The 19,185-nt window shown below is 65.8% G+C and carries 18 protein-coding genes; 13 read left to right on the top strand and 5 right to left on the bottom strand.

What is annotated here, in order from left to right; translation table 11 throughout:
- Positions 1-83: 83 nt before the first annotated feature.
- From trpB to AC1RHV_RS22085, 6 genes are all read left to right on the top strand, one after another.
- Positions 84-1,283: a tryptophan synthase subunit beta gene (gene trpB, locus AC1RHV_RS22110; RefSeq protein WP_054451311.1), complete on the top strand. Its 1,200-nt coding sequence runs from the start codon at positions 84-86 to the stop codon at positions 1,281-1,283.
- A gap of 10 nt (positions 1,284-1,293) precedes the next feature.
- Complete coding sequence (gene trpA, locus AC1RHV_RS22105; RefSeq protein WP_054450579.1) at positions 1,294-2,157, top strand: tryptophan synthase subunit alpha; 864 nt, start codon at positions 1,294-1,296, stop codon at positions 2,155-2,157.
- 35 nt (positions 2,158-2,192) lie between these two features.
- Entirely contained in the window at positions 2,193-3,068 is an 876-nt protein-coding gene (accD, locus tag AC1RHV_RS22100) for an acetyl-CoA carboxylase, carboxyltransferase subunit beta (protein ID WP_054450581.1), read from the top strand.
- A 234-nt stretch (positions 3,069-3,302) separates the two neighbouring features.
- Entirely contained in the window at positions 3,303-3,851 is a 549-nt protein-coding gene (locus AC1RHV_RS22095; RefSeq protein WP_054450583.1) for an acyloxyacyl hydrolase, read from the top strand.
- A gap of 291 nt (positions 3,852-4,142) precedes the next feature.
- On the top strand, positions 4,143-5,150 hold the full coding sequence (locus tag AC1RHV_RS22090) for a Bug family tripartite tricarboxylate transporter substrate binding protein (protein ID WP_175161912.1): 1,008 nt from the start codon (positions 4,143-4,145) through the stop codon (positions 5,148-5,150).
- A 46-nt stretch (positions 5,151-5,196) separates the two neighbouring features.
- The gene (locus AC1RHV_RS22085; RefSeq protein ID WP_054450586.1) at positions 5,197-6,744 is read left to right on the top strand and encodes a UxaA family hydrolase; all 1,548 of its coding nucleotides are present in this window, start codon (positions 5,197-5,199) and stop codon (positions 6,742-6,744) included.
- A gap of 122 nt (positions 6,745-6,866) precedes the next feature.
- On the opposite strand, the gene AC1RHV_RS22080 is transcribed toward AC1RHV_RS22085, so the two are convergent.
- Entirely contained in the window at positions 6,867-7,802 is a 936-nt protein-coding gene (locus AC1RHV_RS22080) for a dihydrodipicolinate synthase family protein (protein ID WP_054450588.1), read from the bottom strand.
- A 175-nt stretch (positions 7,803-7,977) separates the two neighbouring features.
- On the opposite strand from AC1RHV_RS22080, the gene AC1RHV_RS22075 reads away from it, so the two are divergent.
- Positions 7,978-8,874 (top strand): LysR family transcriptional regulator, encoded by an 897-nt coding sequence (locus AC1RHV_RS22075; protein WP_054450590.1) that lies wholly within the window; start codon positions 7,978-7,980, stop codon positions 8,872-8,874.
- 142 nt (positions 8,875-9,016) lie between these two features.
- On the opposite strand, the gene AC1RHV_RS22070 is transcribed toward AC1RHV_RS22075, so the two are convergent.
- A complete protein-coding gene (locus AC1RHV_RS22070; protein ID WP_492301981.1) occupies positions 9,017-12,082 on the bottom strand; it encodes an Rne/Rng family ribonuclease in 3,066 nt (1,021 codons plus the stop codon).
- Positions 12,083-12,605: 523 nt separating this feature from the next.
- Between AC1RHV_RS22070 and AC1RHV_RS22065 the strand changes: the two genes are divergently transcribed.
- The 4 genes from AC1RHV_RS22065 (at position 12,606) to msrQ (ending at position 16,026) form a co-directional block, all read left to right on the top strand.
- On the top strand, positions 12,606-13,568 hold the full coding sequence (locus AC1RHV_RS22065) for an RluA family pseudouridine synthase (RefSeq protein WP_175181235.1): 963 nt from the start codon (positions 12,606-12,608) through the stop codon (positions 13,566-13,568).
- 2 nt (positions 13,569-13,570) lie between these two features.
- Positions 13,571-14,221 carry an HAD family hydrolase gene (locus tag AC1RHV_RS22060; protein ID WP_492301980.1) on the top strand — a complete coding sequence of 217 codons (651 nt, stop codon included), beginning with the start codon at positions 13,571-13,573 and terminating at the stop codon, positions 14,219-14,221.
- A 182-nt stretch (positions 14,222-14,403) separates the two neighbouring features.
- Complete coding sequence (msrP, locus tag AC1RHV_RS22055; protein ID WP_306650462.1) at positions 14,404-15,366, top strand: protein-methionine-sulfoxide reductase catalytic subunit MsrP; 963 nt, start codon at positions 14,404-14,406, stop codon at positions 15,364-15,366.
- 9 nt (positions 15,367-15,375) lie between these two features.
- Complete coding sequence (msrQ, locus tag AC1RHV_RS22050) at positions 15,376-16,026, top strand: protein-methionine-sulfoxide reductase heme-binding subunit MsrQ (RefSeq protein ID WP_054450599.1); 651 nt, start codon at positions 15,376-15,378, stop codon at positions 16,024-16,026.
- Between the two features lie 12 nt (positions 16,027-16,038).
- Here the strand turns inward: msrQ and AC1RHV_RS22045 are convergent, their stop codons facing one another.
- From AC1RHV_RS22045 to AC1RHV_RS22035, 3 genes are read right to left on the bottom strand one after another with little or no spacing between them, the layout of a single operon-like run.
- Complete coding sequence (locus tag AC1RHV_RS22045) at positions 16,039-16,824, bottom strand: N-acetylmuramoyl-L-alanine amidase (RefSeq protein ID WP_054450601.1); 786 nt, start codon at positions 16,822-16,824, stop codon at positions 16,039-16,041.
- A gap of 3 nt (positions 16,825-16,827) precedes the next feature.
- Positions 16,828-17,538 carry an SAM-dependent methyltransferase gene (locus AC1RHV_RS22040; RefSeq protein ID WP_054450604.1) on the bottom strand — a complete coding sequence of 237 codons (711 nt, stop codon included), beginning with the start codon at positions 17,536-17,538 and terminating at the stop codon, positions 16,828-16,830.
- Positions 17,535-18,137 carry a Maf-like protein gene (locus tag AC1RHV_RS22035; RefSeq protein WP_492301978.1) on the bottom strand — a complete coding sequence of 201 codons (603 nt, stop codon included), beginning with the start codon at positions 18,135-18,137 and terminating at the stop codon, positions 17,535-17,537. Before AC1RHV_RS22035 ends, AC1RHV_RS22040 begins: the two co-directional genes overlap by 4 nt.
- Before the next feature lie 241 nt (positions 18,138-18,378).
- Between AC1RHV_RS22035 and AC1RHV_RS22030 the strand changes: the two genes are divergently transcribed.
- Positions 18,379-18,927 carry a YceD family protein gene (locus AC1RHV_RS22030; RefSeq protein WP_199728318.1) on the top strand — a complete coding sequence of 183 codons (549 nt, stop codon included), beginning with the start codon at positions 18,379-18,381 and terminating at the stop codon, positions 18,925-18,927.
- Between the two features lie 52 nt (positions 18,928-18,979).
- Positions 18,980-19,162: a 50S ribosomal protein L32 gene (rpmF, locus tag AC1RHV_RS22025; protein WP_013392223.1), complete on the top strand. Its 183-nt coding sequence runs from the start codon at positions 18,980-18,982 to the stop codon at positions 19,160-19,162.
- The last annotated feature ends 23 nt before the right edge of the window (positions 19,163-19,185 follow it).

Here is a 19,185-nt window from a genome sequence, read left to right as displayed (position 1 = left end):
TGCCGGCGTCAGGTAAAATGACGGGTTGCAAACCGGATTTGCGGCCGGCAGTGGCCTGCCGCGATACCCGGGGGAGATGCTTGGTGAAACCTTACGACTTTCCGGATGCCCAGGGCCATTTCGGCCCTTATGGCGGTGTTTTCGTGGCGGAAACGCTGATGCACGCGCTCGACGAGCTGCGCGCGGCCTATGACCATTACCGTGTCGACCCCGCCTTCCAGGAAGAGTTCAACTACGAACTCAAGCATTTCGTCGGCCGGCCCAGCCCGGTCTACCACGCACGCCGCTGGTCGGAAATGGTGGGCGGCGCCCAGATCTGGTTCAAGCGCGAAGACCTGAACCACACTGGCGCCCACAAGGTCAACAACTGCATCGGCCAGGCCTTGCTGGCCAAGCGCATGGGCAAGCCGCGCGTCATCGCCGAAACCGGCGCCGGCCAGCACGGCGTGGCCACCGCCACGGTGGCGGCCCGCTACGGCATGGAATGCGTGGTCTACATGGGCAGCGAAGACGTCCGCCGCCAGGCCTCGAACGTCTACCGCATGAAGCTGCTGGGCGCGACGGTGGTGCCGGTCACGTCCGGTTCGCGCACCCTGAAGGACGCGCTGAACGAAGCCATGCGCGACTGGGTCACCAACATCGAAAACACCTTCTACATCATCGGCACGGTGGCGGGTCCCGACCCCTATCCCCGCATGGTGCGCGATTTCCAGACCGTCATCGGCAACGAATGCCTGACGCAGATGCCCGAGGCCACCGGCCGCCAGCCCGACTACGTCGTGGCGGCGGTGGGCGGCGGCTCCAACGCCATGGGCATCTTCCATCCCTACATTCCGTACGAAAACGTGCGCCTGATCGGCGTCGAGGCGGCGGGCGAGGGCATGGACAGCGGCCGCCACGCCGCTTCCCTGGCCGCGGGCCAGGTGGGCGTGCTGCACGGCAACCGCACCTACGTCATGCAGGACGCCGACGGCCAGGTTCAGGAAACGCATTCGGTCTCCGCCGGCCTGGACTATCCCGGCGTGGGCCCGGAACATGCCTGGCTGAAGGACTCCGGCCGTGCCGAGTACGTCGGCATCACCGACGCGGAAGCCCTCAAGGCCTTCCACGATTGCTGCCGCATCGAAGGCATCATGCCCGCGCTGGAGTCCTCGCACGCCATTGCGCAAGCCGTGAAGATGGCCGCCACGCTGCCGCGCGACGCCGTCATCCTGGTCAACTTGTCGGGCCGTGGCGACAAGGACATGCATACCGTGGCCGAACAGGCCGGCATCGAGCTCTGAGGCCCTGTCCATGACCACTCGCATCGACCGCATTGCCGCCGCTTTTGCGCGCACCGCCGAATCCGGCCGCGCCGCGGCGCTGATTCCCTACATTGCCGCCGGCGATCCTTCGCCCGCCGCGACCGTTCCCCTGATGCATGCGCTGGTCGAGGCCGGCGCCGACGTCATCGAACTGGGCGTGCCGTTCTCCGATCCCATGGCCGACGGCCCGGTGATCCAGCGCGCCGCCGACCGCGCCATCGCGCAAGGCGTGGGCCTGGCCCGCGTGCTGGAGCTGGTGGCTGAATTCCGCCAGCGCGACGCATCCACGCCGGTGGTGTTGATGGGTTATGCCAACCCGATCGAACGCATGGGCCAGGCCGAGTTCGCGCGTCGCGCCGAGCAGGCGGGCGTGGACGGTGTGCTGGTGGTGGACTATCCGCCCGAAGAAGTCGTCGAGTTCGCCGCCACGCTGGGCGGGCACGGCATTGCGCCCATCTTCCTGCTGGCGCCCACGTCCACGGAAGCGCGCATCAAGGCCGTCGCCGAAGTGGCGCGGGGTTACGTGTACTACGTGTCGCTCAAGGGCGTCACGGGTTCGGGCTCGCTCAACACTGACGACGTTGCCGAGCGCCTGGCCGTGATCCGCCGCCACGTGCGCGACATTCCGGTGGGCGTGGGCTTCGGCATCCGCGACGCCGAAAGCGCCCAACGCGTGGCGCGCGCGGCGGATGCCGTCGTGATCGGCAGCAAACTGATTGAAACCATGGAGCAGGCGGCGGCGAATGCCCCCGCGGCCCAGAAAACCGACGCCGCAGTCACCGCCGCCAGCGGCTGGCTGCGCACCATCCGGCAAGCGCTGGATCAAGTAAAACGAGCAAGCGCGTCGGCCTGAGCGGCGGGCGTGACCTCATACGGGATGAATAATCAATGAGCTGGATCGAAAAACTCCTGCCTCCTCGCATCAATAAAACCAGCGAAAGCGGCCCCCGCCGCGTTCCCGAAGGCCTATGGGTGAAATGCCCGTCGTGCGAATCGGTGCTGTACAGCGAAGACCTCGCGGCCAACCTGCACGTCTGCCCCAAGTGCGACCACCACATGCGCATCGGGGCCCGTGCCCGCATCGACTCGCTGCTGGATGTCGAGGGCCGCGTCGAGATCGGCCAGACCACGCGTTCGGTCGACACGCTGAAGTTCAAGGACACCCGCAAGTACCCCGAGCGTCTGCAGGAAGCGGTCAAGCAGACCGGCGAAACCGACGCGCTGGTGGTCATGAGCGGTTCGATCCGCGGCGTATCCGCAACGCTGGCCTGCTTTGAATTCGAATTCATGGGCGGCTCCATGGGCTCGGTGGTGGGCGAGCGCTTCGCGCGCGGCGCCCAGGCCGCGCTGGACAACAAGACGCCCTTCATCTGCGTGGCTGCCTCGGGCGGCGCGCGCATGCAGGAAAGCCTGCTGTCGCTGATGCAGATGGCCAAGACCAATGCCATGCTGACCCGCCTGTCGGCGGCCGGCCTGCCGTTCATCAGCGTGTTGACCGACCCCACCATGGGCGGCGTGTCAGCCAGCTTCGCCTTCATGGGCGACGTGGTCATCGCAGAACCCAAGGCGCTGATCGGCTTTGCCGGCCCGCGCGTGATTGAACAGACCGTGCGCGAAAAACTGCCGGAAGGCTTCCAGCGCGCCGAGTTCCTGCTGCAGAAGGGCGCCATCGACATGGTCGTGGACCGCCGCCAGCTGCGCGAGGAAATCGCCCGCCTGCTGGCCTTGCTGACCAATCAACCGGCGGACGTGGTTACGGCCTGAGTTTGCCCCGGCCTGCGCCTGAGGGGACGGGCCAGACGAACAGCGCCAAGATGCCGCCGGCAGCCCAGGGCTTCCGGCGGCATTGTCATATGCGGCCCCGGGGCCGCATATGACGAACAATTTGCGGAACAGTGTTTTCCATCCGCGATGTTGCCTGCGTGCGACAAAGCTTGAGCCTTCCGGCCCGGATTTTGCTATGTTGCGTACTAGGTTTGAAATCTACGGAGTTTTCCAATGCAGTTGACCAAGAAGAAGATGCTTACCGGCCTTGTGGGACTTGCCCTGGCTGCAACCGCGTCGCTGGCAAGCGCCCAATCGTCCGAGGGTACTCAGGGCGGCGTCAGCGTGCATTACGGCATTGGAGACCACTATCAGCGCCTGACGATCAACTACGAAACGGCTTCGGTCTGGACCTACCAGTTCGGTGGCAACTGGGGCCGGCTGGACCTGACGCCCGAACTCGGCGCGTCGTACTGGAAGGCGAGCGGCTCGCGCTCCCCGGGCCATGTCTGGCAGCTCAATGCCATCCCGATGTTCCGCTGGTGGACCGGCGAACGCTTCTACATTGAAGCGGGTATTGGCGCCACGCTCTTCTCCAGCACGCGTTTCGCCGACGAGAACATCAGCACCGCTTTCCAGTTTGGCGACCACATCGGCATGGGCTTTCTCGTGACGCCGAACAATCGCATCGGCCTGCGCTATTCGCACTTCTCGAACGCCAGCATCAAGCGCCCGAACCCGGGCCTGGACGTGGTGCAGCTGACGTACACCTACCAGTTCTGATCACGCCATATATGTGGGCGTGGCGCGGCCCCAAGGGCCCGCTGCACAGACAGATCCACCCTCAGGGGTGGATTTTTTTTGGGCTGCTGTGCTGCGTTGCGGCAAGTCTAATTTGATACCTCAAAAATATTATGTTCTGACGCTGCGTATACATACTTGTTGGTAGGGAGTGCAATCGCCAGAATGCTCTGGCACTGCACAGCACACAACGAGCCGCCGCGCGGCTCCGCTTCCCGGCACGCTTGGCTGCGGCCGGGGAGGGGCGCGACGATGGCACACGGAGACCAACGCATGAACACCCCCTGTACGCCCGCGCGTCCCCTGACGCGCATGACGGTAGCCCTAGGCCTGGGCCTCGCGCTTTTCTGCGGCTCATCCGCCACCATGGCCGAGGAGTTTCCTAACAAGCCGCTGCGCATGGTCGTAGGCTTTGCCCCGGGAGGCGGCGCGGACATCGTGGCGCGCCTGGTCGGCGCCAAGATGGCAGAAAGCCTGGGGCAGCAGGTGGTGGTCGAAAACCGGGCCGGCGCCACCGGCACCATCGCCGCCGACAACGTCGCCCGTTCGCCTGCCGATGGCTACTCGCTGTTCCTGGGTTCGCAGTCCACCATGGTGGTGGCGCCTTCGCTGTTCCCGTCCTTGCCCTTCAAGCCCGAGAAGGACTTTGCGCCGGTATCGCAGATCGTGACCATGCCGCTGATCCTGGTGGTCAATCCAGCCTTGGTGGATGCCAAGACCGTACAGGAGCTGACGGAACAGATCCGCAAGGCCGGCGATGGCGCAATGAGCTATGCCTCGTCCGGCCAGGGCGGCCCGCAGCACATAGCCGGCGAGCTGTATGCGCACATGGTGGGCACCAAGGTGACGCATGTGCCGTACAAGGGCGAATCGGCCGCCATGGCCGACGTGCTGGGCGGGCACGTGCCGTACATGTTCGCCAATCTGCCTGTGGCCTTGCCTCACATCGCATCGGGCAAGGTCCGGCCGTTGGCCATTACCAGCCTGAAGCGCGACCCCAAGGCGCCGCAAATCCCGACCCTGGCCGAGTCCGGGTTCAAGGACTTCGAAGTGTCGACCTGGTATGGCGTGTTCGCGCCGGCCAATACGCCCAAGCCCGTGGTGGCCAAGCTTTCCGATTCCATCCGCGCCGCCGTGCAGCAGAACGATATGCAGGCCAAGCTCAGCGAGCAGGGTTTCACGGTGGTGGGCAGCGATTCCGATACCTTCACGCGTTTCGTGGGTACGGAGCTGCCGCGCTGGTCGGTGCTGATCCGCGACATAGGCATCAAACCCGAATAGGAGTCCAGCCCGCGCGGGCGAGCCTTTATCCCTACGAGATCCAGACATGATCGATTTCACTGAAAAACGTGCAGCCGGCCCCGTCATCCGGCTGCATTCCGCGGACAACGTCGTGGTGGCGCGCGTGCCCATCGGCATAGGCATGGCCGTACCCTCCGAAGGCATCGTCAGCCGCAGCCAGATCCCGGCCGGGCATAAGATCGCGGCGCGCGACCTGCGCGCCGGCGAGCCCATCCTCAAGTACAACGTCTGCATCGGCTTTGCAGCGGGCGACATTCCGGCCGGCACCTACGTCCATTCGCACAACATGGACTTCCAGGAGTTCGACCGGGACTACGCGCACGCCCGCGATTACGTGGCGACGCCGGTCCTGCCCGAGTCCGAGCAGGCGCGCTTTCTCGGCATCGTGCGCGCCAACGGACAGGTCGCCACGCGCAACTACATCGGGGTCATGGCGACGGTCAACTGTTCGGCGACGGTGGTGCATCGCATTGCCGAAGCTTTCACGCCGCAGCTGATGGCCGCCTATCCCAATGTGGACGGCGTGGTGGCGTTGAGCCATGGCATGGGCTGCGGCATGGAAATGTCCGGCGAACCCATGGATTTGTTGCGCCGGACGATGGGCGGTTACGCCTGTCACGCCAACTTCGCCGCCGTGCTGATCGTCGGGCTGGGCTGCGAGCGCAATCAGCTGGATGCCTTGCTCAAGGACCAGGGCCTGGAGGCGGGCGCGCGGCTGAAGACTTTCATCATGCAGGAGACCGGCGGCACGCGCAAAACCATCGAGGCGGGCGTCGCCGCGGTGCAGGCGCTGTTGCCCGAGGCCAATCGGGTCGAGCGCGTGCCGGTGCCGGCGCGGCATCTGACGGTGGGCCTGCAATGCGGCGGTTCGGACGGCTTTTCGTCCATCACCGCCAATCCCGCATTGGGGGCGGCCATGGACATCCTGGTGCGCCACGGCGGCACCGCCATCCTGTCCGAAACGCCTGAGATCTATGGCGTGGAGCACACCTTGACCTCGCGCGCCCGCAACCGCGAGGTCGGCGAAAAGCTGGTGCAGCGCATCCGCTGGTGGAAGGAAGAGTACTCGCCGGGGCGCGACGTGCAGATCAACGGCAAGGTCAGTCCGGGCAACCAAATGGGCGGATTGGCCAATATCTTCGAGAAGTCGCTGGGCTCTTCGATGAAGGGCGGCACCACGGCGTTGATGGAGGTCTACCGCTACGCGGAGCCGGTGCGCCAGCCCGGCATGGTGTTCATGGACACGCCGGGCTTCGACCCCGTGTCCGCGACCGGACAGATCGCCGGCGGGGCCAACATGATCTGTTTCACCACCGGGCGCGGTTCGATGTTCGGCGCCAAGCCCGTGCCCTCGATCAAGCTGGCGACCAATACGCCGATGTATGAAAGGCTGACGGAGGACATGGACGTCAATTGCGGCGACATCCTGGACGGCACCGCGACGCTACAGGAAGTGGCGCAGCGCATCTTCGAGGAAATCCTGCTGGTGGCCTCCGGCACGCGCAGCAAGAGCGAGCTGCTGGGACTGGGCGATCACGAGTTCGTGCCCTGGAACATCGGCGTGGTGAGCTGAGCGGCACCGCCAAAAGAAGCGCCCCGGCGCACGGCTTCAGGTCGCCGTGCGCCGGGGCGCTTCGTGCTGCGGATATTGCGCTGTTCAATCCCGCGGACAACTAGCGCCCGCGGGATTGGGCGCTAGTTGTCCGCCAGGGTCTGCGCGCCGGGCATGTCGAAGCCGTTCTCATCCAGGGCGGCCTGCAAGGCGGTGCGCTGTTCAGCGTTCAGTTCCACCAGGGGCGGGCGTACCGTCGCCCAGGCCGGATCGCCGGATTTCCAGGCAATCGCGGCCTTCATCGCGGGGATCATGGGGAATTTGCCGAACACGTTGCGGGTCGCGTTCAGACCGGCCTGGCGAGCGTCGGCGTCGGCTTCCTGCCAGCGCTGCTGCAGGGCGACGATGGGGCCCGGATTGACGTTGCCGGTGGCGGTGATGCAGCCCACGCCGCCCGCGCGCAGGGTCTGCAGCAGGAAGGCTTCGCTGCCCGCGTAGACCTTGAAGCCGCGCGGCGCGAAGCGTTCGATCATGGCCGCCGTGTTGTTCCAGTCCCCACCACTGTCCTTTACCCCGGCGACCTGGCCGGGATAGCGGTCGAGCAGGCGGTCGATCAGGTCCAGGCTCAGCGGCACCTGGCTCACGGGAGGGATGTGATACAGGTACATGCGCAGCCGGTCGTCGCCCACGCCTTCGATCAGTTCGGCGTAGTAGCGGAACAGGCCTTCGTCGCTCACGCCCTTGTAATAGAAGGGGGGCAGGACCAGCACGCCCATGCTGCCGCTGCGCACGGCGTGGCGTGTCAACTCGATCGCGTCGGGCAGCGCGCAGGCGCCCGTGCCGGGCATCAGCGCCGACGGTTCCACGCCCGCTTCCAGCAGCGCGTCCAGCAGGCTGCGCTTTTCCGACAGGGCGAGCGAGTTGGCTTCCGAGTTGGTGCCGAATATGGCCAGCCCGACGGATTGTTCGCGCAGCCAGCGGCAGTGCTTCACATAGCGTCCCAGCGCCGGGCGATAGGCTGCGTCGAATGGCGTCAGGACCGGAGAAAAAACGCCGGGAATGCTGGCTTGGGTGCTCATTGTCTCTACTCGTTTTCTGATGAATGAAAAGGACGCGCCACGGGGCGCAGCGGCAACGTCTGATTCTGGCACCGAAGCGGCCAGTGAACATCTGCTGTTTAATTGCTTCAATCCATAAAATTGTTGTGGTTTGCCCTGGCGCAAACCATGCCTGCAGAAAAAGAGGGGGGACGCTTTGGATACGCGATATGTGCAGAGCTTTGTGTCGGTGGTCGAATGCGGATCGCTGGCGGAGGCCGCGCGCCGGCTGGACCTGACCCCCGCTGCCATTGCGGCGCGGGTGCGCACCCTGGAGGAAGAGCTGGGCGCCACGCTCATCAAGCGCGTGGGCCGCAGCGTCAAGGCGACCGAAGCGGGCCTGAAAGTGCTGGAACGAGCCCGCAGCGTGCTGCGCGAAGTGCGCGACCTGCGGGCCAGCGCCAGCGACGACGCGCCCTTGGGCGAGTTGAGGCTGGGCGTGTCGGTGTCGGCGCTGACGGGCATCATGCCCACCGTGCTGGCGCGCCTGTACCGGCGCCTGCCCAAGCTGGCCGTTTTCGTGGAGCCAGGCACCTCCAATCACCTGTACCACCGGGTGATCAACGGCGACCTGGACGCGGCCTTCATCGTCAAGCCGCAATTCAACCTGTCCAAGGGCTACGCCTGGAAATTGGTCGCGGAAGAGCCGCTGGTGGTGCTGGCGCCGCCCGATACCGTGAGCAATGACGCCCACGAACTGATGAGCACGCAGCCTTTTATACGCTATGACCGCAACGTCTGGGGCGGCCGGCTGGCGGACCAGTATCTGCGCCAGCACGGCATCGTGCCGCGCGAGCGCCTGGAGGTCGACGGCCTGATGGGCATCGCCTGCATGGTGTCGGAAGGGCTGGGCGTGTCGCTGGTACCCGATTGGGCGCCGGATTGGGTGGACAGCCGGCGCGTCAAGCGAGTGCCGCTGCCGGGGCGCGCGCCTCTGCGCTGCATGGGGATCATCTGGGCCCGGCATATGCCGCATTCGGCGTTGGCGGAAGCGTTCGTCGAAGAGGCCGGCCTGGCTTTGAACCTGCCCGCGGAGCCGATAGAGGACGAGTGAGCGGCCGAGGGGGCGCGCTGCGAATCGCGCGGGGCGTCGCTGCCCTGCGGACCCACCATGAAAAACACCCCGTACGCTGGATCGGTATCCAGCGTACGGGGTGCGATGTGCTGCCAGTCGCAAGCCCTTGCGGGCCTGCGGTTTAGTGGCGCGTTTCGACCTGAACCAGCGGCTCGTTGGAAACGGGCGCGACCGGCTTGCGCTCGCGGCCCAGGCGGACCGGCGTGTGCGCAGCGGCGATACGCAGCTGGGTCTGGGCGTGGCGGTCCGGATCGGTCTCCACCCACTGCAGGCCGGCGGCATTGACCACGTCGTGCAGGGCCTGGGCCTTGGCCGACGGGGCGACAGCCGGCACCACGATGGGCTGGCTGGCTGCGGGCGTCGCGGCAGCCGCTTCCTGTGCGACAGGCGCGGCCGGAGCAACCGGGGCGACCGGTGCCGGGGCGGGAGCAACCACGGGCTCGACGGCGGCGGCTTCCACCGGCGCCGGCTCGGTCGCTGCGGGGGCGGAAACCTCGCTCGCGGCCTGCACGGACACCGGCTGGGTCACTTCGGCGGCAGCCGTCTGCACGGGCTGGGCCACGGGTTCGACGGCTTGCTCGGCTTGGGCCTGCACGGGCGCTGCCGGCTGGGTTTCAACCGGAGCAGCGGCAACCTGGACGGGCTCGGCTGTCGTGGTTTCGGGCTGCTGGGCTTGCGCCGGAGCGGCCTGGACATGTGCGGCAGGTTCCTCGGTTTGCGCAGCGGTCACGGCGGGCTGGGCAGTGGCTTCTTCCGACTGTTCGATGCTGTCGTCGTCGGCGCCATCTTCCTGCTGGTCGTCGCTGCCGGCCAAGCCAGCTTCTTCCTGGCTGCGGCGGCCACGGCGGCTGCGGCGGCGGCGGCGCTTGCGCTCGGGATCGGCGGCGCCTTCGGCGCCTTCCACGGCGGGTACGCCATCGGCGGTCTGTTCGAGCACGGCTTCGGCTTCGCCGGCCTCGGCGGTCACCGCGGCGGCTTCAGGAGCCGGTTTGGTTTCGGGCAGGGCGGTGGCGACCGTCTGCGCCAGGGCGGCGACCATGCTTTCCTGTTCGCTCATCGGGGCGTCGGACTGGCCTTCCTCGCGGCGATTGCGGCCACGGCCGCGGCGGCGGTTGCGGCCGGCGCCGCTGTCCTCGCCGCCAGCTTCCACGGCTTGCTCGGGGCGGTTGGACGCCAGGGCAGCTTGCGCAGCCTGGGTGTCGCGTTCGCCACGGGCGTCGTTGCGGTTGTTGCGGTCGCCGCGTTCCTGGCGCTCGCCCTCGGCGCGGCGGTTGCCGCGGACGTGGTGGCGGCCGCCTTCGCTGCCCTCGGCGCCTTCGCCGCGGGATTCGCCGCGGCGGTTGCGGTTGCGGTCCGAACCATGGCGTTCGCCACGGCGTTCCTGGCCGTCATGGCTGCTGCGGCCCTTGCCGCGGCCGGAGCTGGCGCGCTTGGCGCTGTCTTCCTGGGCAGCGGGAGCGGGCTTGGCCGCTTCGGAGCTGCCGCCCAGCCACCCGAACAGGCGCTTGAACAGGCCGCCCAGGCCGCCGGTTGCTGCCGGCGCGGGAGCCGGCGCAGCGGGAGCCGGGGTCGAAACAGGAGCGGGCTGCGAGGGCGTGATGCCCTTGACCAGCGCTTCCGGACGCGACTTGATTTCGTGCTCGCGCGGCTGCCAGGGGGCGTCCGTGGCCGGGGCTTCAACCAGTTCGAAGCTGGTCTTCAGTTCTTCCAGGCGCGGATCGTCGTGGCGCAGGCGCTCGATGTGGTGGTGCGGCGTTTCCAGATGCTTGTTGGGGATCAGCATCAGGTTGACCTTGAGGCGGGCTTCCATCTTGGTGATGTCGGCGCGCTTTTCGTTCAGCAGGTAGGTTGCAACGTCGACCGGCACTTGGGCGTGCACGGCGGCGGTGTTTTCCTTCATGGCCTCTTCCTGCAGCAGGCGCAGCACATGCAGGGCGCTGGACTCGGCGTCGCGGATCACGCCGGTGCCGTTGCAGCGCGGGCAGGTGATGTGCGAGCCTTCGTTCAGGGCGGGACGCAGGCGCTGGCGCGACAGTTCCATCAGGCCGAAGCGCGAAATCTTGCCCATCTGGACGCGGGCGCGGTCGAAGTGGAGGGCGTCACGCAGGCGCTGTTCGACGGCGCGCTGGTTCTTGCTGTCCTCCATGTCGATGAAGTCGATGACGATCAGGCCGCCCAGGTCGCGCAGGCGCAACTGGCGGGCCACTTCATCGGCTGCTTCCGAGTTGGTGCGCAGCGCGGTTTCCTCGATGTCGGCGCCGCGCGTGGAGCGGGCCGAGTTGACGTCCACGGAAACCAGGGCTTCGGTGTGGTCGATGACGATGGCGCCGCCCGAGGGCAGCGTGACCGTGCGCGAGTACGCCGTTTCGATCTGGTGTTCGATCTGGAAACGGGAGAAGAGGGGGATATCGTCGCGGTAGCGTTTGACGCGTTGGACGTTGTCCGGCATCACCACGCTCATGAAGGCCGTGGCCTGGTCGGCGATCTCGTCGGTATCGATGAGGATCTCGCCGATTTCCGGGGAGAAGTAGTCGCGGATGGCCCGGATGACCAGGCTGGATTCCAGGTAGATCAGGATCGGCGCGGAGTTGTCGCGCGCGGCGCCGTCGATCGCGGTCCAGAGCTGCAACAGGTAGGACAGGTCCCACTGGAGCTCTTCGACGTTGCGGCCGATGCCGGCGGTGCGGGCGATGATGCTCATGCCCTGGGGCAGATCGAGCTGCTCCATCGTGTCGCGCAGTTCCTGGCGGTCCTCGCCCTCGACGCGGCGCGAAACGCCACCGCCACGGGGATTGTTGGGCATCAGGACCAGGTAGCGGCCTGCCAGCGAGATGAACGTGGTCAGGGCGGCGCCCTTGTTGCCGCGCTCTTCCTTTTCAACCTGGACGATCAGTTCCTGGCCTTCGCGCAGGGCGTCCTGGATGCGGGCGCTGCGGACGTCCACGCCTTCCTTGAAGTAGCTGCGGGCCACTTCCTTGAAAGGCAGGAAACCGTGACGGTCTTCACCGTAGTTGACGAAGCAAGCTTCGAGGCCGGGTTCGATCCGGGTGATGACACCTTTGTAGATATTGCCTTTGCGTTGTTCGCGGCCGGCAGTCTCGATGTCGAGGTCGATGAGTTTTTGCCCATCGACGATAGCGACGCGTAATTCTTCCTGATGCGTCGCATTGAACAGCATGCGCTTCATGAGAGGGGTTCTCCGTTGTCATGACGCGCCGATATCGGCGCGTGACCTCGGGTCACTCGGGCTGCGGGCTGAAGCGGGCAAGAGTTGCGGACCGTACCTGGGCGGCGCCCAGGCGTATCCGCCGCGGGTCAGGCGGGCACGTCGAGCCGTGGGGCTCGGGGTTCTGTCAGCAGGAGGGTCAGCTTCACTGAATGTGGTTTGACGGAAAAGTGCTGTGAACGGCAGTTGCGGTCGGATTGGTTGCCCACGCGCAGCTGGTGCTTTAAATATGCGACGATTCTTGCGGTGCTTCAGAGCCGCTTGCGGCATGCAACGGACCTGCTGGGACAGCGGGCAAAATGAATGCCACACCACTATCCGGCAGGGCGCGGTTGCGCCGGCGACCAAATGACCCCGGGGGTTGAATGAGCAGGCAGTACAATGGCGGCCCGCGCGCTCGACGGAGTTGCGTAACGTTGCATCTCTACGTCAGGCGGCTAGTTCAGCCCCTTTAGGCTGTCCCGATTATATGTCGCTTTTCGCAATGCGCAAAGAAACTTCCCCCTCGCTTTCCCTCTCTAAAGCTCCCCCTGCCGTCCGGATGGTGGAAGTCGATGCCGAGCATGCCGGCCAGCGTCTGGACAACTACCTTGCGCGGCTGTGCAAGGGCGTCCCCAAAACCCATATCTACAAGGCCATACGCGGCGGCGAAGTGCGGGTAAACAAGGGACGCACTTCGGCCGACTACCGCGTCGCCGAGGGCGACGTGGTCCGCGTTCCGCCGCTGCGGCTGCCCGACCCGGGCAAGCCCCGGCCGGTGCCTGGCGCCGAATTCCCCGTGGTGTTCGAGGACGAGGCGTTGCTTGTCGTGGACAAGCCCGCCGGCGTGGCGGTCCATGGCGGCAGCGGCGTGTCCTTCGGCGTGATCGAACAGCTGCGGGCGGCCCGGCCCGGCGCCAAGTTCCTGGAACTGGTCCATCGCCTGGACCGGGAGACCTCGGGTCTCTTGATGGTGGCCAAGAAGCGCAGCGCCCTGCTGGCGTTGCACGCCATGCTGCGCGAAGGAAAAGGGGACAAACATTACCTGGCCCTGGTCGAGGGCGATTGGGTCAATGACCGCCAGCACATCAAGTTGGGGCTGTCCAAGTGGACCACCCAGTCCGGCGAGCGCCGGGTCAAGGTCGATCCGGACGGTCAGTCGGCGCACACCATCGTCACGCTCAAGCAGCGTTTTGGTGGCTATAGTCTGGTCGACGCCGAATTGCGTACCGGTCGCACCCATCAGATCCGGGTGCACCTGGCCGCCAGCGGCTTCCCCATCGTGGGCGACGACAAGTACGGCCACGACGAAGTACGGGCGCAGTTCGCGCGCATGGGTTTTGGCAGGATGTTCCTGCACGCCCACCAATTGACCTTGGCCCACCCGGTGACGGGCGAGTCCCTGACGCTTACCGCCGAGCTGCCCCCAGCTTGCCGGAAAATACTGAAACAACTGGAGTCGGTCTGATTATGTCGTATTCGCTGGTCGTTTTTGACTGGGATGGCACCCTGATGGATTCCACGCACAGCATCGTGGCCGCCATCCAGGGCGCCTGCCGCGACCTGGAACTGGCGGTGCCTTCGGCATCCGATGCCAGCTGGGTGATAGGCCTGTCCCTGGAAAGCGCCCTGCGCCGCGCGGTGCCGGAACTGACGCAGGCGATGCTGCCGCGCTTCCTGGAGCGCTACCGCACGCACTATCTGCTGCGTGATCCGGAATTGCGCCTGTTCGAGGGCGTGCAGGAACTCTTGGCCGAACTGGCCGGGCAGAACGTGCGCCTGGCGGTGGCTACCGGCAAGAGCCGCGTGGGCCTGACCCGCGCGCTGGCCGCGACCGGCCTGGGGCCGCTGTTCGATGCCACGCGCACCGCCGACGAAACTTTCAGCAAGCCGCATCCGGCGATGCTGCACGAGCTGATGCAGGAGCTGGACGTGGATCCGGACCACGTCGTGATGGTGGGTGACACCTCGCACGACCTGCAGATGGCGATCAATGCCGGCGTGCATGGCCTGGGGGTGACCTATGGCGCACATACCCTGAAGGAGCTTGAGGGTTGTTCGCCCCAGGCGGTGCTCGACAGCGTGCCGAAGGTGCGCGAATGGCTGCTGCCGCGTATCTAGCGACCTGGCGCCCGGGATTCTCCGGGCGTGCGCAGTCCGGGCGCGGAACGCCCGCCGTACGCGCGGGTCTATAGGAAATACCCGCAAGCGCCGGCTGCCGCGGAATATCATGGGGCGGCGCGGCGTCCATGGCTTGCGCAGGGCGCGTCCATGATCCTGCGGGCGCTACACCGGAGATCATGATGTTGATACGCAAGCCCGACGATATTCTTCCGTCCGAGATCACCTCCGAGGGCGTCTGGCGTTCGCGCCGCGAACTGATGCTGCGCGCGGGGCTGGTCGCGGCCGCCGCAGGCCTGCCGGGGTGGGCCATGCGCAGCGCGCACGCCCAGGAGGCCGGCGTTCTGCCGGGCAAGCTCAACCCCGCCTTGAGCGTCATGGACAAGCAGACGACGCTGGCCGACGTCACCTCCTACAACAACTACTACGAGTTCGGCGTGGATAAGGGCGATCCGGCCGCCAATGCCGGCAAATTGCAGACACGCCCCTGGAGCGTGAGCGTCGAGGGCGAAGCCGGCAAGCCGCGCACCTTTTCCATCGAAGAGCTGCTCAAGCTGGCGCCGATGGAAGAACGCGTCTACCGGCTGCGCTGCGTCGAGGGCTGGTCCATGGTGATTCCGTGGATGGGCTATTCGCTGTCGGCGCTGCTCAAGCAGGTCGAACCCACGGGCAACGCCAAGTACGTGGAATTTGTCACCGCCGTGCAGCGCGAGAACATGCCGGGCGTGCGCGCCGCGATCCTGGAATGGCCTTATGTGGAGGGCCTGCGCATCGACGAAGCCATGAATCCCCTGGCTATGCTGGTGTTCGGCGTCTACGGAAAGGTGCTGCCGAACCAGAACGGCGCGCCGCTCAGGTTGGCGGTACCCTGGAAGTATGGTTTCAAGTCGGCCAAGTCCCTGGTCAAGATCCGTCTGGTCGAAAAGCCGCCCGTGTCGTCGTGGATCAAGGCCGCGCCCCAGGAGTACGGCTTTTACGCCAATGTGAATCCCGAGGTGCCTCATCCGCGCTGGAGCCAGGCCACGGAACGCCGCATTGGCGAGGACGGGCTGTTCTCCCCCAAGCGCAAGACCTTGATGTTCAACGGTTATGCCGAACAGGTGGCGTCGCTCTACCAGGGGATGGACCTGAAGGCGAACTACTGAGGCGATTCCATGCCTGACGGCACTCCGCAGGTGGCTCCGGCCACGCCGCCGCGCAAGACCCAGCTTTCCGCCAAGACTGTGGGGCGCTTCAAGCCGTTCCTGTTCCTGCTGGGGCTGGCGCCGTTCGCGCGTTGGATCTGGCTGGGCGTGAATAACGGGCTGACGGCGAACCCGGTCGAGTTCCTGACCCGTTCATCGGGCACCTGGACCCTGGTCTGCCTGCTCGTGACCCTGGCCATCACGCCGCTGCGCCGGCTGACTGGCCAGCCGGCATTGGTGCGTCTGCGGCGCATGTGCGGTTTGTTCGCGTTTTTCTATGGATCCATGCACTTCATGGCCTGGGTCTGGTGGGATCGCGGCTTCGATCCGGCGGGCATGCTGCGCGATATCGGCGAACGCCCCTTCATCATGGTGGGATTTGCGGCGTTCGTGCTGATGGCCGCTCTGGCGGCTACCTCCACGCAGTGGGCCATGCGCAAGCTGGGCAAGCGCTGGCAAAGCCTGCACCGCGCCATCTATGCCATCGGCCTGCTGGCGGTGCTGCATTATTGGTGGCACAAGGCCGGCAAGAACGACCTGGCGCAGCCCGCCTTGTACGCCGCCGTGCTGGCCTTGTTGCTGGGCTGGCGGCTGGTCGCCTGGTTGCGCGGCAGGCGGTAGCGCTGCGCGTCCCTACAGCATCGCCAGCATGATGGCGGCAGTCTCCGCGTCCGGCTGGCCGTCGTACAGTGTCGGCCGGTAGTGCATCTGAAAGGCTGCCAGCGCGCCGATGGTGGCCGGGCTCAGTGTGCCGTCCTGTGGACACGCATAGCCCAACCGTGCCAGCTGTTTCTGGAACCATGCGACATCCGGGATGCCCTGGACCTGAAGGCGCGCGAGGTGTTCGGCGGCTCCAGTCTCGTCGTACCAGCGCCCGATTCCCGCCTCGGCCAACGTCTTCCACGGGAAAAGAGGGCCGGGATCCACCTTGCGCTGGGGCGCGATGTCGCTGTGGCCCACGATGTTCTCGGGCGTGACGCCATGCCGTTGCGCAATATCGCGCAGCAATATGGTCAGTGCGCGCAATTGCTGGTCGTTGTACGGATGCCAGACAGGCTTGCCGTCAGAGCCCTCCGTCCAGCCTGGGTTGACGATTTCTATGCCGATGGACGTGCTGTTCATGGCGATGTTGCCATACCAGGAGCTGGCGCCGGCATGCCAGGCGGCGCGGTTCTCGTCGACCAGCCGGTAGACGCGGCCGGCGTCGTTAACCAGATAGTGCGAACTGACCTTGCCCTTGGAGAGCAATTCCATGGAACGGGCGTCGTCCACGCTGGTGTAGTGCAGCACGATGCTGCGTACCCGGCTGGCCTGGCTGACCGCAGTGATCGAGGTGTCCAGGTCCAGGCCGGCGGGGCCGCGCGCGGCGCATCCCGCCAGGATGGCCGCGGCAAGCGGCACAAGGAATAGGCGGCGCATGGATCAGCGCGCCAGGAAGAGGAATAGCGTGGGCAGCTTGTCGAGCTGGGGCGCCGGCTGCTTTTTCCAGTCGGCCACGCTGCGGGTGACGATCCATTCGTCGGCGGTCGTGACCGAGCGCGCCACGCACAGCTTGGTGTCGCCCTTCAGGCTGGCCAGCAGCGTGGCGAACATGGCGGCGTTGCGATAGGGGGTCTCGATCAGCAACTGGGTCTGGTTGTGCTTGGCCGAGTGCTGCTCCCAGGCGCGCAGCTGCTTGGCGCGTTCCGCGGGGTCCACCGGCGCGTAGCCATGGAAGGCAAAGCGCTGGCCGTCCAGTCCGCTGGCCATCAGGCCCAGCAGGATGGAAGAGGGGCCGACCCATGGTTTTACCGTGATGCCCAGGCGGTGTGCGGCGTCCGCGACCTTGGCGCCCGGGTCCGCGACCGCGGGGCAGCCCGCCTCGGAGACCAGGCCGATTTCCGCGCCCTTGAGCGCCGGTTCCAGCCAGGCCTTGATCTGGACGGCGTCTACCTTGTCGTTCAGGGTGTGGATGGTGATTTCCTGCAGCGGCCGGGTTGTGCCGATCAGCTTGAGGAAGGCGCGCGCGGTCTTGGCGTTTTCGGCGATGTAGGTGTCCAGCTGGCCTGCCAGGGTGCGGACCTCGGCGGGGAGCCAGCGCTCGGGCGGGGCTTCACCCAGGCCGACCGGGATCAGGTGCAGCGCGCCGCTCATGCGGATGCTCCGGGGGCGTCCAGCGGATCCAGGCCGAACTGCGCCAGCATGCCGGTCAGTGCGATCAGCGGCAGCCCGATGATGGCGGTGGGGTCGTCGCTCTGGATGCTTTCCATCAGGGCGATGCCCAGGCTTTCCGCCTTGGCGCTGCCTGCGGTATCGTAGGGTTCTTCGGCGCGCAGATAGGCTTCGATCGCGCGGTCCGACAGCTGGCGGAAACGGCAGCGCGTGACGATGTCGGCTTTTTCCACCCGCTGGCCGTCCGTGACCGCCAAGGCGCTGTGAAATTCCACGATTTGACCCGACAGGGCCCGCAATTGCGCCAATGCGCGCGGGAAATTCCCCGGTTTGCCGATGGGCTGTCCGTCAATGGTGGCCACCTGGTCCGAGCCGATCACGATGCTGCCGGGGTAATTGGCCGCGACCGCCATGGCCTTGGCCACGGACAGGCGCAGCGCCAGGGCTTCGGGCGTTTCGCCGGAGTGTGGCGTTTCGTCTACATCGGGGGAAATCGCCGTGAAAGGCAGGCGCAGGCGGGACAGCAGTTCTTTGCGGTAACGCGAGCTGGACGCGAGGATCAGGCTGGGCTTGGAAGGCATGCGATATTTGACGTTAAGGCGTAAGTCACAGTATTATCTAACGTTTTGCGGGATTTTTGCATGAATGGGCGCGCGAGCAAGCCGGTGGCGAAGCTTGGCGGCCTCGGCAAAATCATGGGTTCTGGGTTTTCCGGGGTTTAAACCCCCGGGGTTTTAAACCCGCGAGTTCGGGCTCTGTGAACAGCCCCGCGAATGCAAAGGACTGAACATCAAGCGCATCGATGCATACGCATTTGCCCAGATGGGCAAGGAAGCGCAAGGAACCATACCTCTTGTGCGGCTTACGCGCGTGGTTGACGGGCTGCCCGAACAACCGCAGGGCGATGCCGGACTCGTGACGTGGTCCGTGCGCGGCGAAATGGGTAGAACCGGCCTGCTGATGGGCCGGCCGCTACTGCATATCCATGTGCAGGCGAATCCGGTGCTGGTGTGCCAACGGTGCAACGAGCCGTTCGTGTATCCGATCGACAGCGAAGTCCTTTTGCAGCTGGTCAAGTCCGAAGCCGATCTCGACGACGATGCTTCCTACGGGGATCCATCCGGCGAGGACGACGAGGACGAAGAAGGAAATGGTTTTGTGTCCAACCTGCCTGAAAAGGTGGTGGGTTCGCATCATTTTGATCTGCTGGCCCAGATCGAAGATGAGCTCATTCTGAGCGTTCCGTATGTGCCCAAGCATGATGTATGCCCGGGCGCGCTGGCCAAGGTCAGCGAAGCTTCTCCCGAGGAGCCCGCTGTCAAGCGTCCGTCGCCGTTTGCGGTGCTGGAACAACTGAAGCACAAAGATTGAGATCAACATCGGGCCGCATCGCGTACAATGCGCCCCGTTTCTAGGAGTCATCATGGCCGTTCAACAAAACAAGAAGTCCCCGTCCAAGCGCGGTATGCACCGCTCGCACGATTTTCTGGTGAACCCGCCGACCGCGATCGAACCCAACACGGGCGAAGCGCATCTGCGTCACCACATCAGCCCCAACGGCTTCTACCGCGGCCGCAAGGTCCTGAAGACCAAGGCCGACGAATAAGGCCCCCGGGCCGAACTCGTACT

This window comes from Achromobacter sp. GW823-FHT04E03 (assembly GCF_058796095.1).
The sequence above is the reverse complement of the archived record's forward strand: the minus strand, read 5'-3'. Positions and strand labels throughout refer to the sequence as shown.

What these genes read in the sequence shown, in the direction of transcription:
- trpA (WP_054450579.1), top strand. Translation starts at nt 1,294, where the DNA reads ATGACCACTCGCATCGACCGCATTGCCGCCGCTTTTGCGCGCACCGCC.
- accD (WP_054450581.1), top strand. Translation starts at nt 2,193, where the DNA reads ATGAGCTGGATCGAAAAACTCCTGCCTCCTCGCATCAATAAAACCAGC.
- AC1RHV_RS22095 (WP_054450583.1), top strand. Translation starts at nt 3,303, where the DNA reads ATGCAGTTGACCAAGAAGAAGATGCTTACCGGCCTTGTGGGACTTGCC.
- AC1RHV_RS22090 (WP_175161912.1), top strand. Translation starts at nt 4,143, where the DNA reads ATGAACACCCCCTGTACGCCCGCGCGTCCCCTGACGCGCATGACGGTA.
- AC1RHV_RS22085 (WP_054450586.1), top strand. Translation starts at nt 5,197, where the DNA reads ATGATCGATTTCACTGAAAAACGTGCAGCCGGCCCCGTCATCCGGCTG.
- AC1RHV_RS22080 (WP_054450588.1), bottom strand. Translation starts at nt 7,802, where the DNA reads ATGAGCACCCAAGCCAGCATTCCCGGCGTTTTTTCTCCGGTCCTGACG.
- AC1RHV_RS22070 (WP_492301981.1), bottom strand. Translation starts at nt 12,082, where the DNA reads ATGAAGCGCATGCTGTTCAATGCGACGCATCAGGAAGAATTACGCGTC.
- AC1RHV_RS22065 (WP_175181235.1), top strand. Translation starts at nt 12,606, where the DNA reads ATGCGCAAAGAAACTTCCCCCTCGCTTTCCCTCTCTAAAGCTCCCCCT.
- AC1RHV_RS22060 (WP_492301980.1), top strand. Translation starts at nt 13,571, where the DNA reads ATGTCGTATTCGCTGGTCGTTTTTGACTGGGATGGCACCCTGATGGAT.
- msrP (WP_306650462.1), top strand. Translation starts at nt 14,404, where the DNA reads ATGTTGATACGCAAGCCCGACGATATTCTTCCGTCCGAGATCACCTCC.
- msrQ (WP_054450599.1), top strand. Translation starts at nt 15,376, where the DNA reads ATGCCTGACGGCACTCCGCAGGTGGCTCCGGCCACGCCGCCGCGCAAG.
- AC1RHV_RS22045 (WP_054450601.1), bottom strand. Translation starts at nt 16,824, where the DNA reads ATGCGCCGCCTATTCCTTGTGCCGCTTGCCGCGGCCATCCTGGCGGGA.
- AC1RHV_RS22040 (WP_054450604.1), bottom strand. Translation starts at nt 17,538, where the DNA reads ATGAGCGGCGCGCTGCACCTGATCCCGGTCGGCCTGGGTGAAGCCCCG.
- AC1RHV_RS22035 (WP_492301978.1), bottom strand. Translation starts at nt 18,137, where the DNA reads ATGCCTTCCAAGCCCAGCCTGATCCTCGCGTCCAGCTCGCGTTACCGC.
- AC1RHV_RS22030 (WP_199728318.1), top strand. Translation starts at nt 18,379, where the DNA reads ATGGGCAAGGAAGCGCAAGGAACCATACCTCTTGTGCGGCTTACGCGC.
- rpmF (WP_013392223.1), top strand. Translation starts at nt 18,980, where the DNA reads ATGGCCGTTCAACAAAACAAGAAGTCCCCGTCCAAGCGCGGTATGCAC.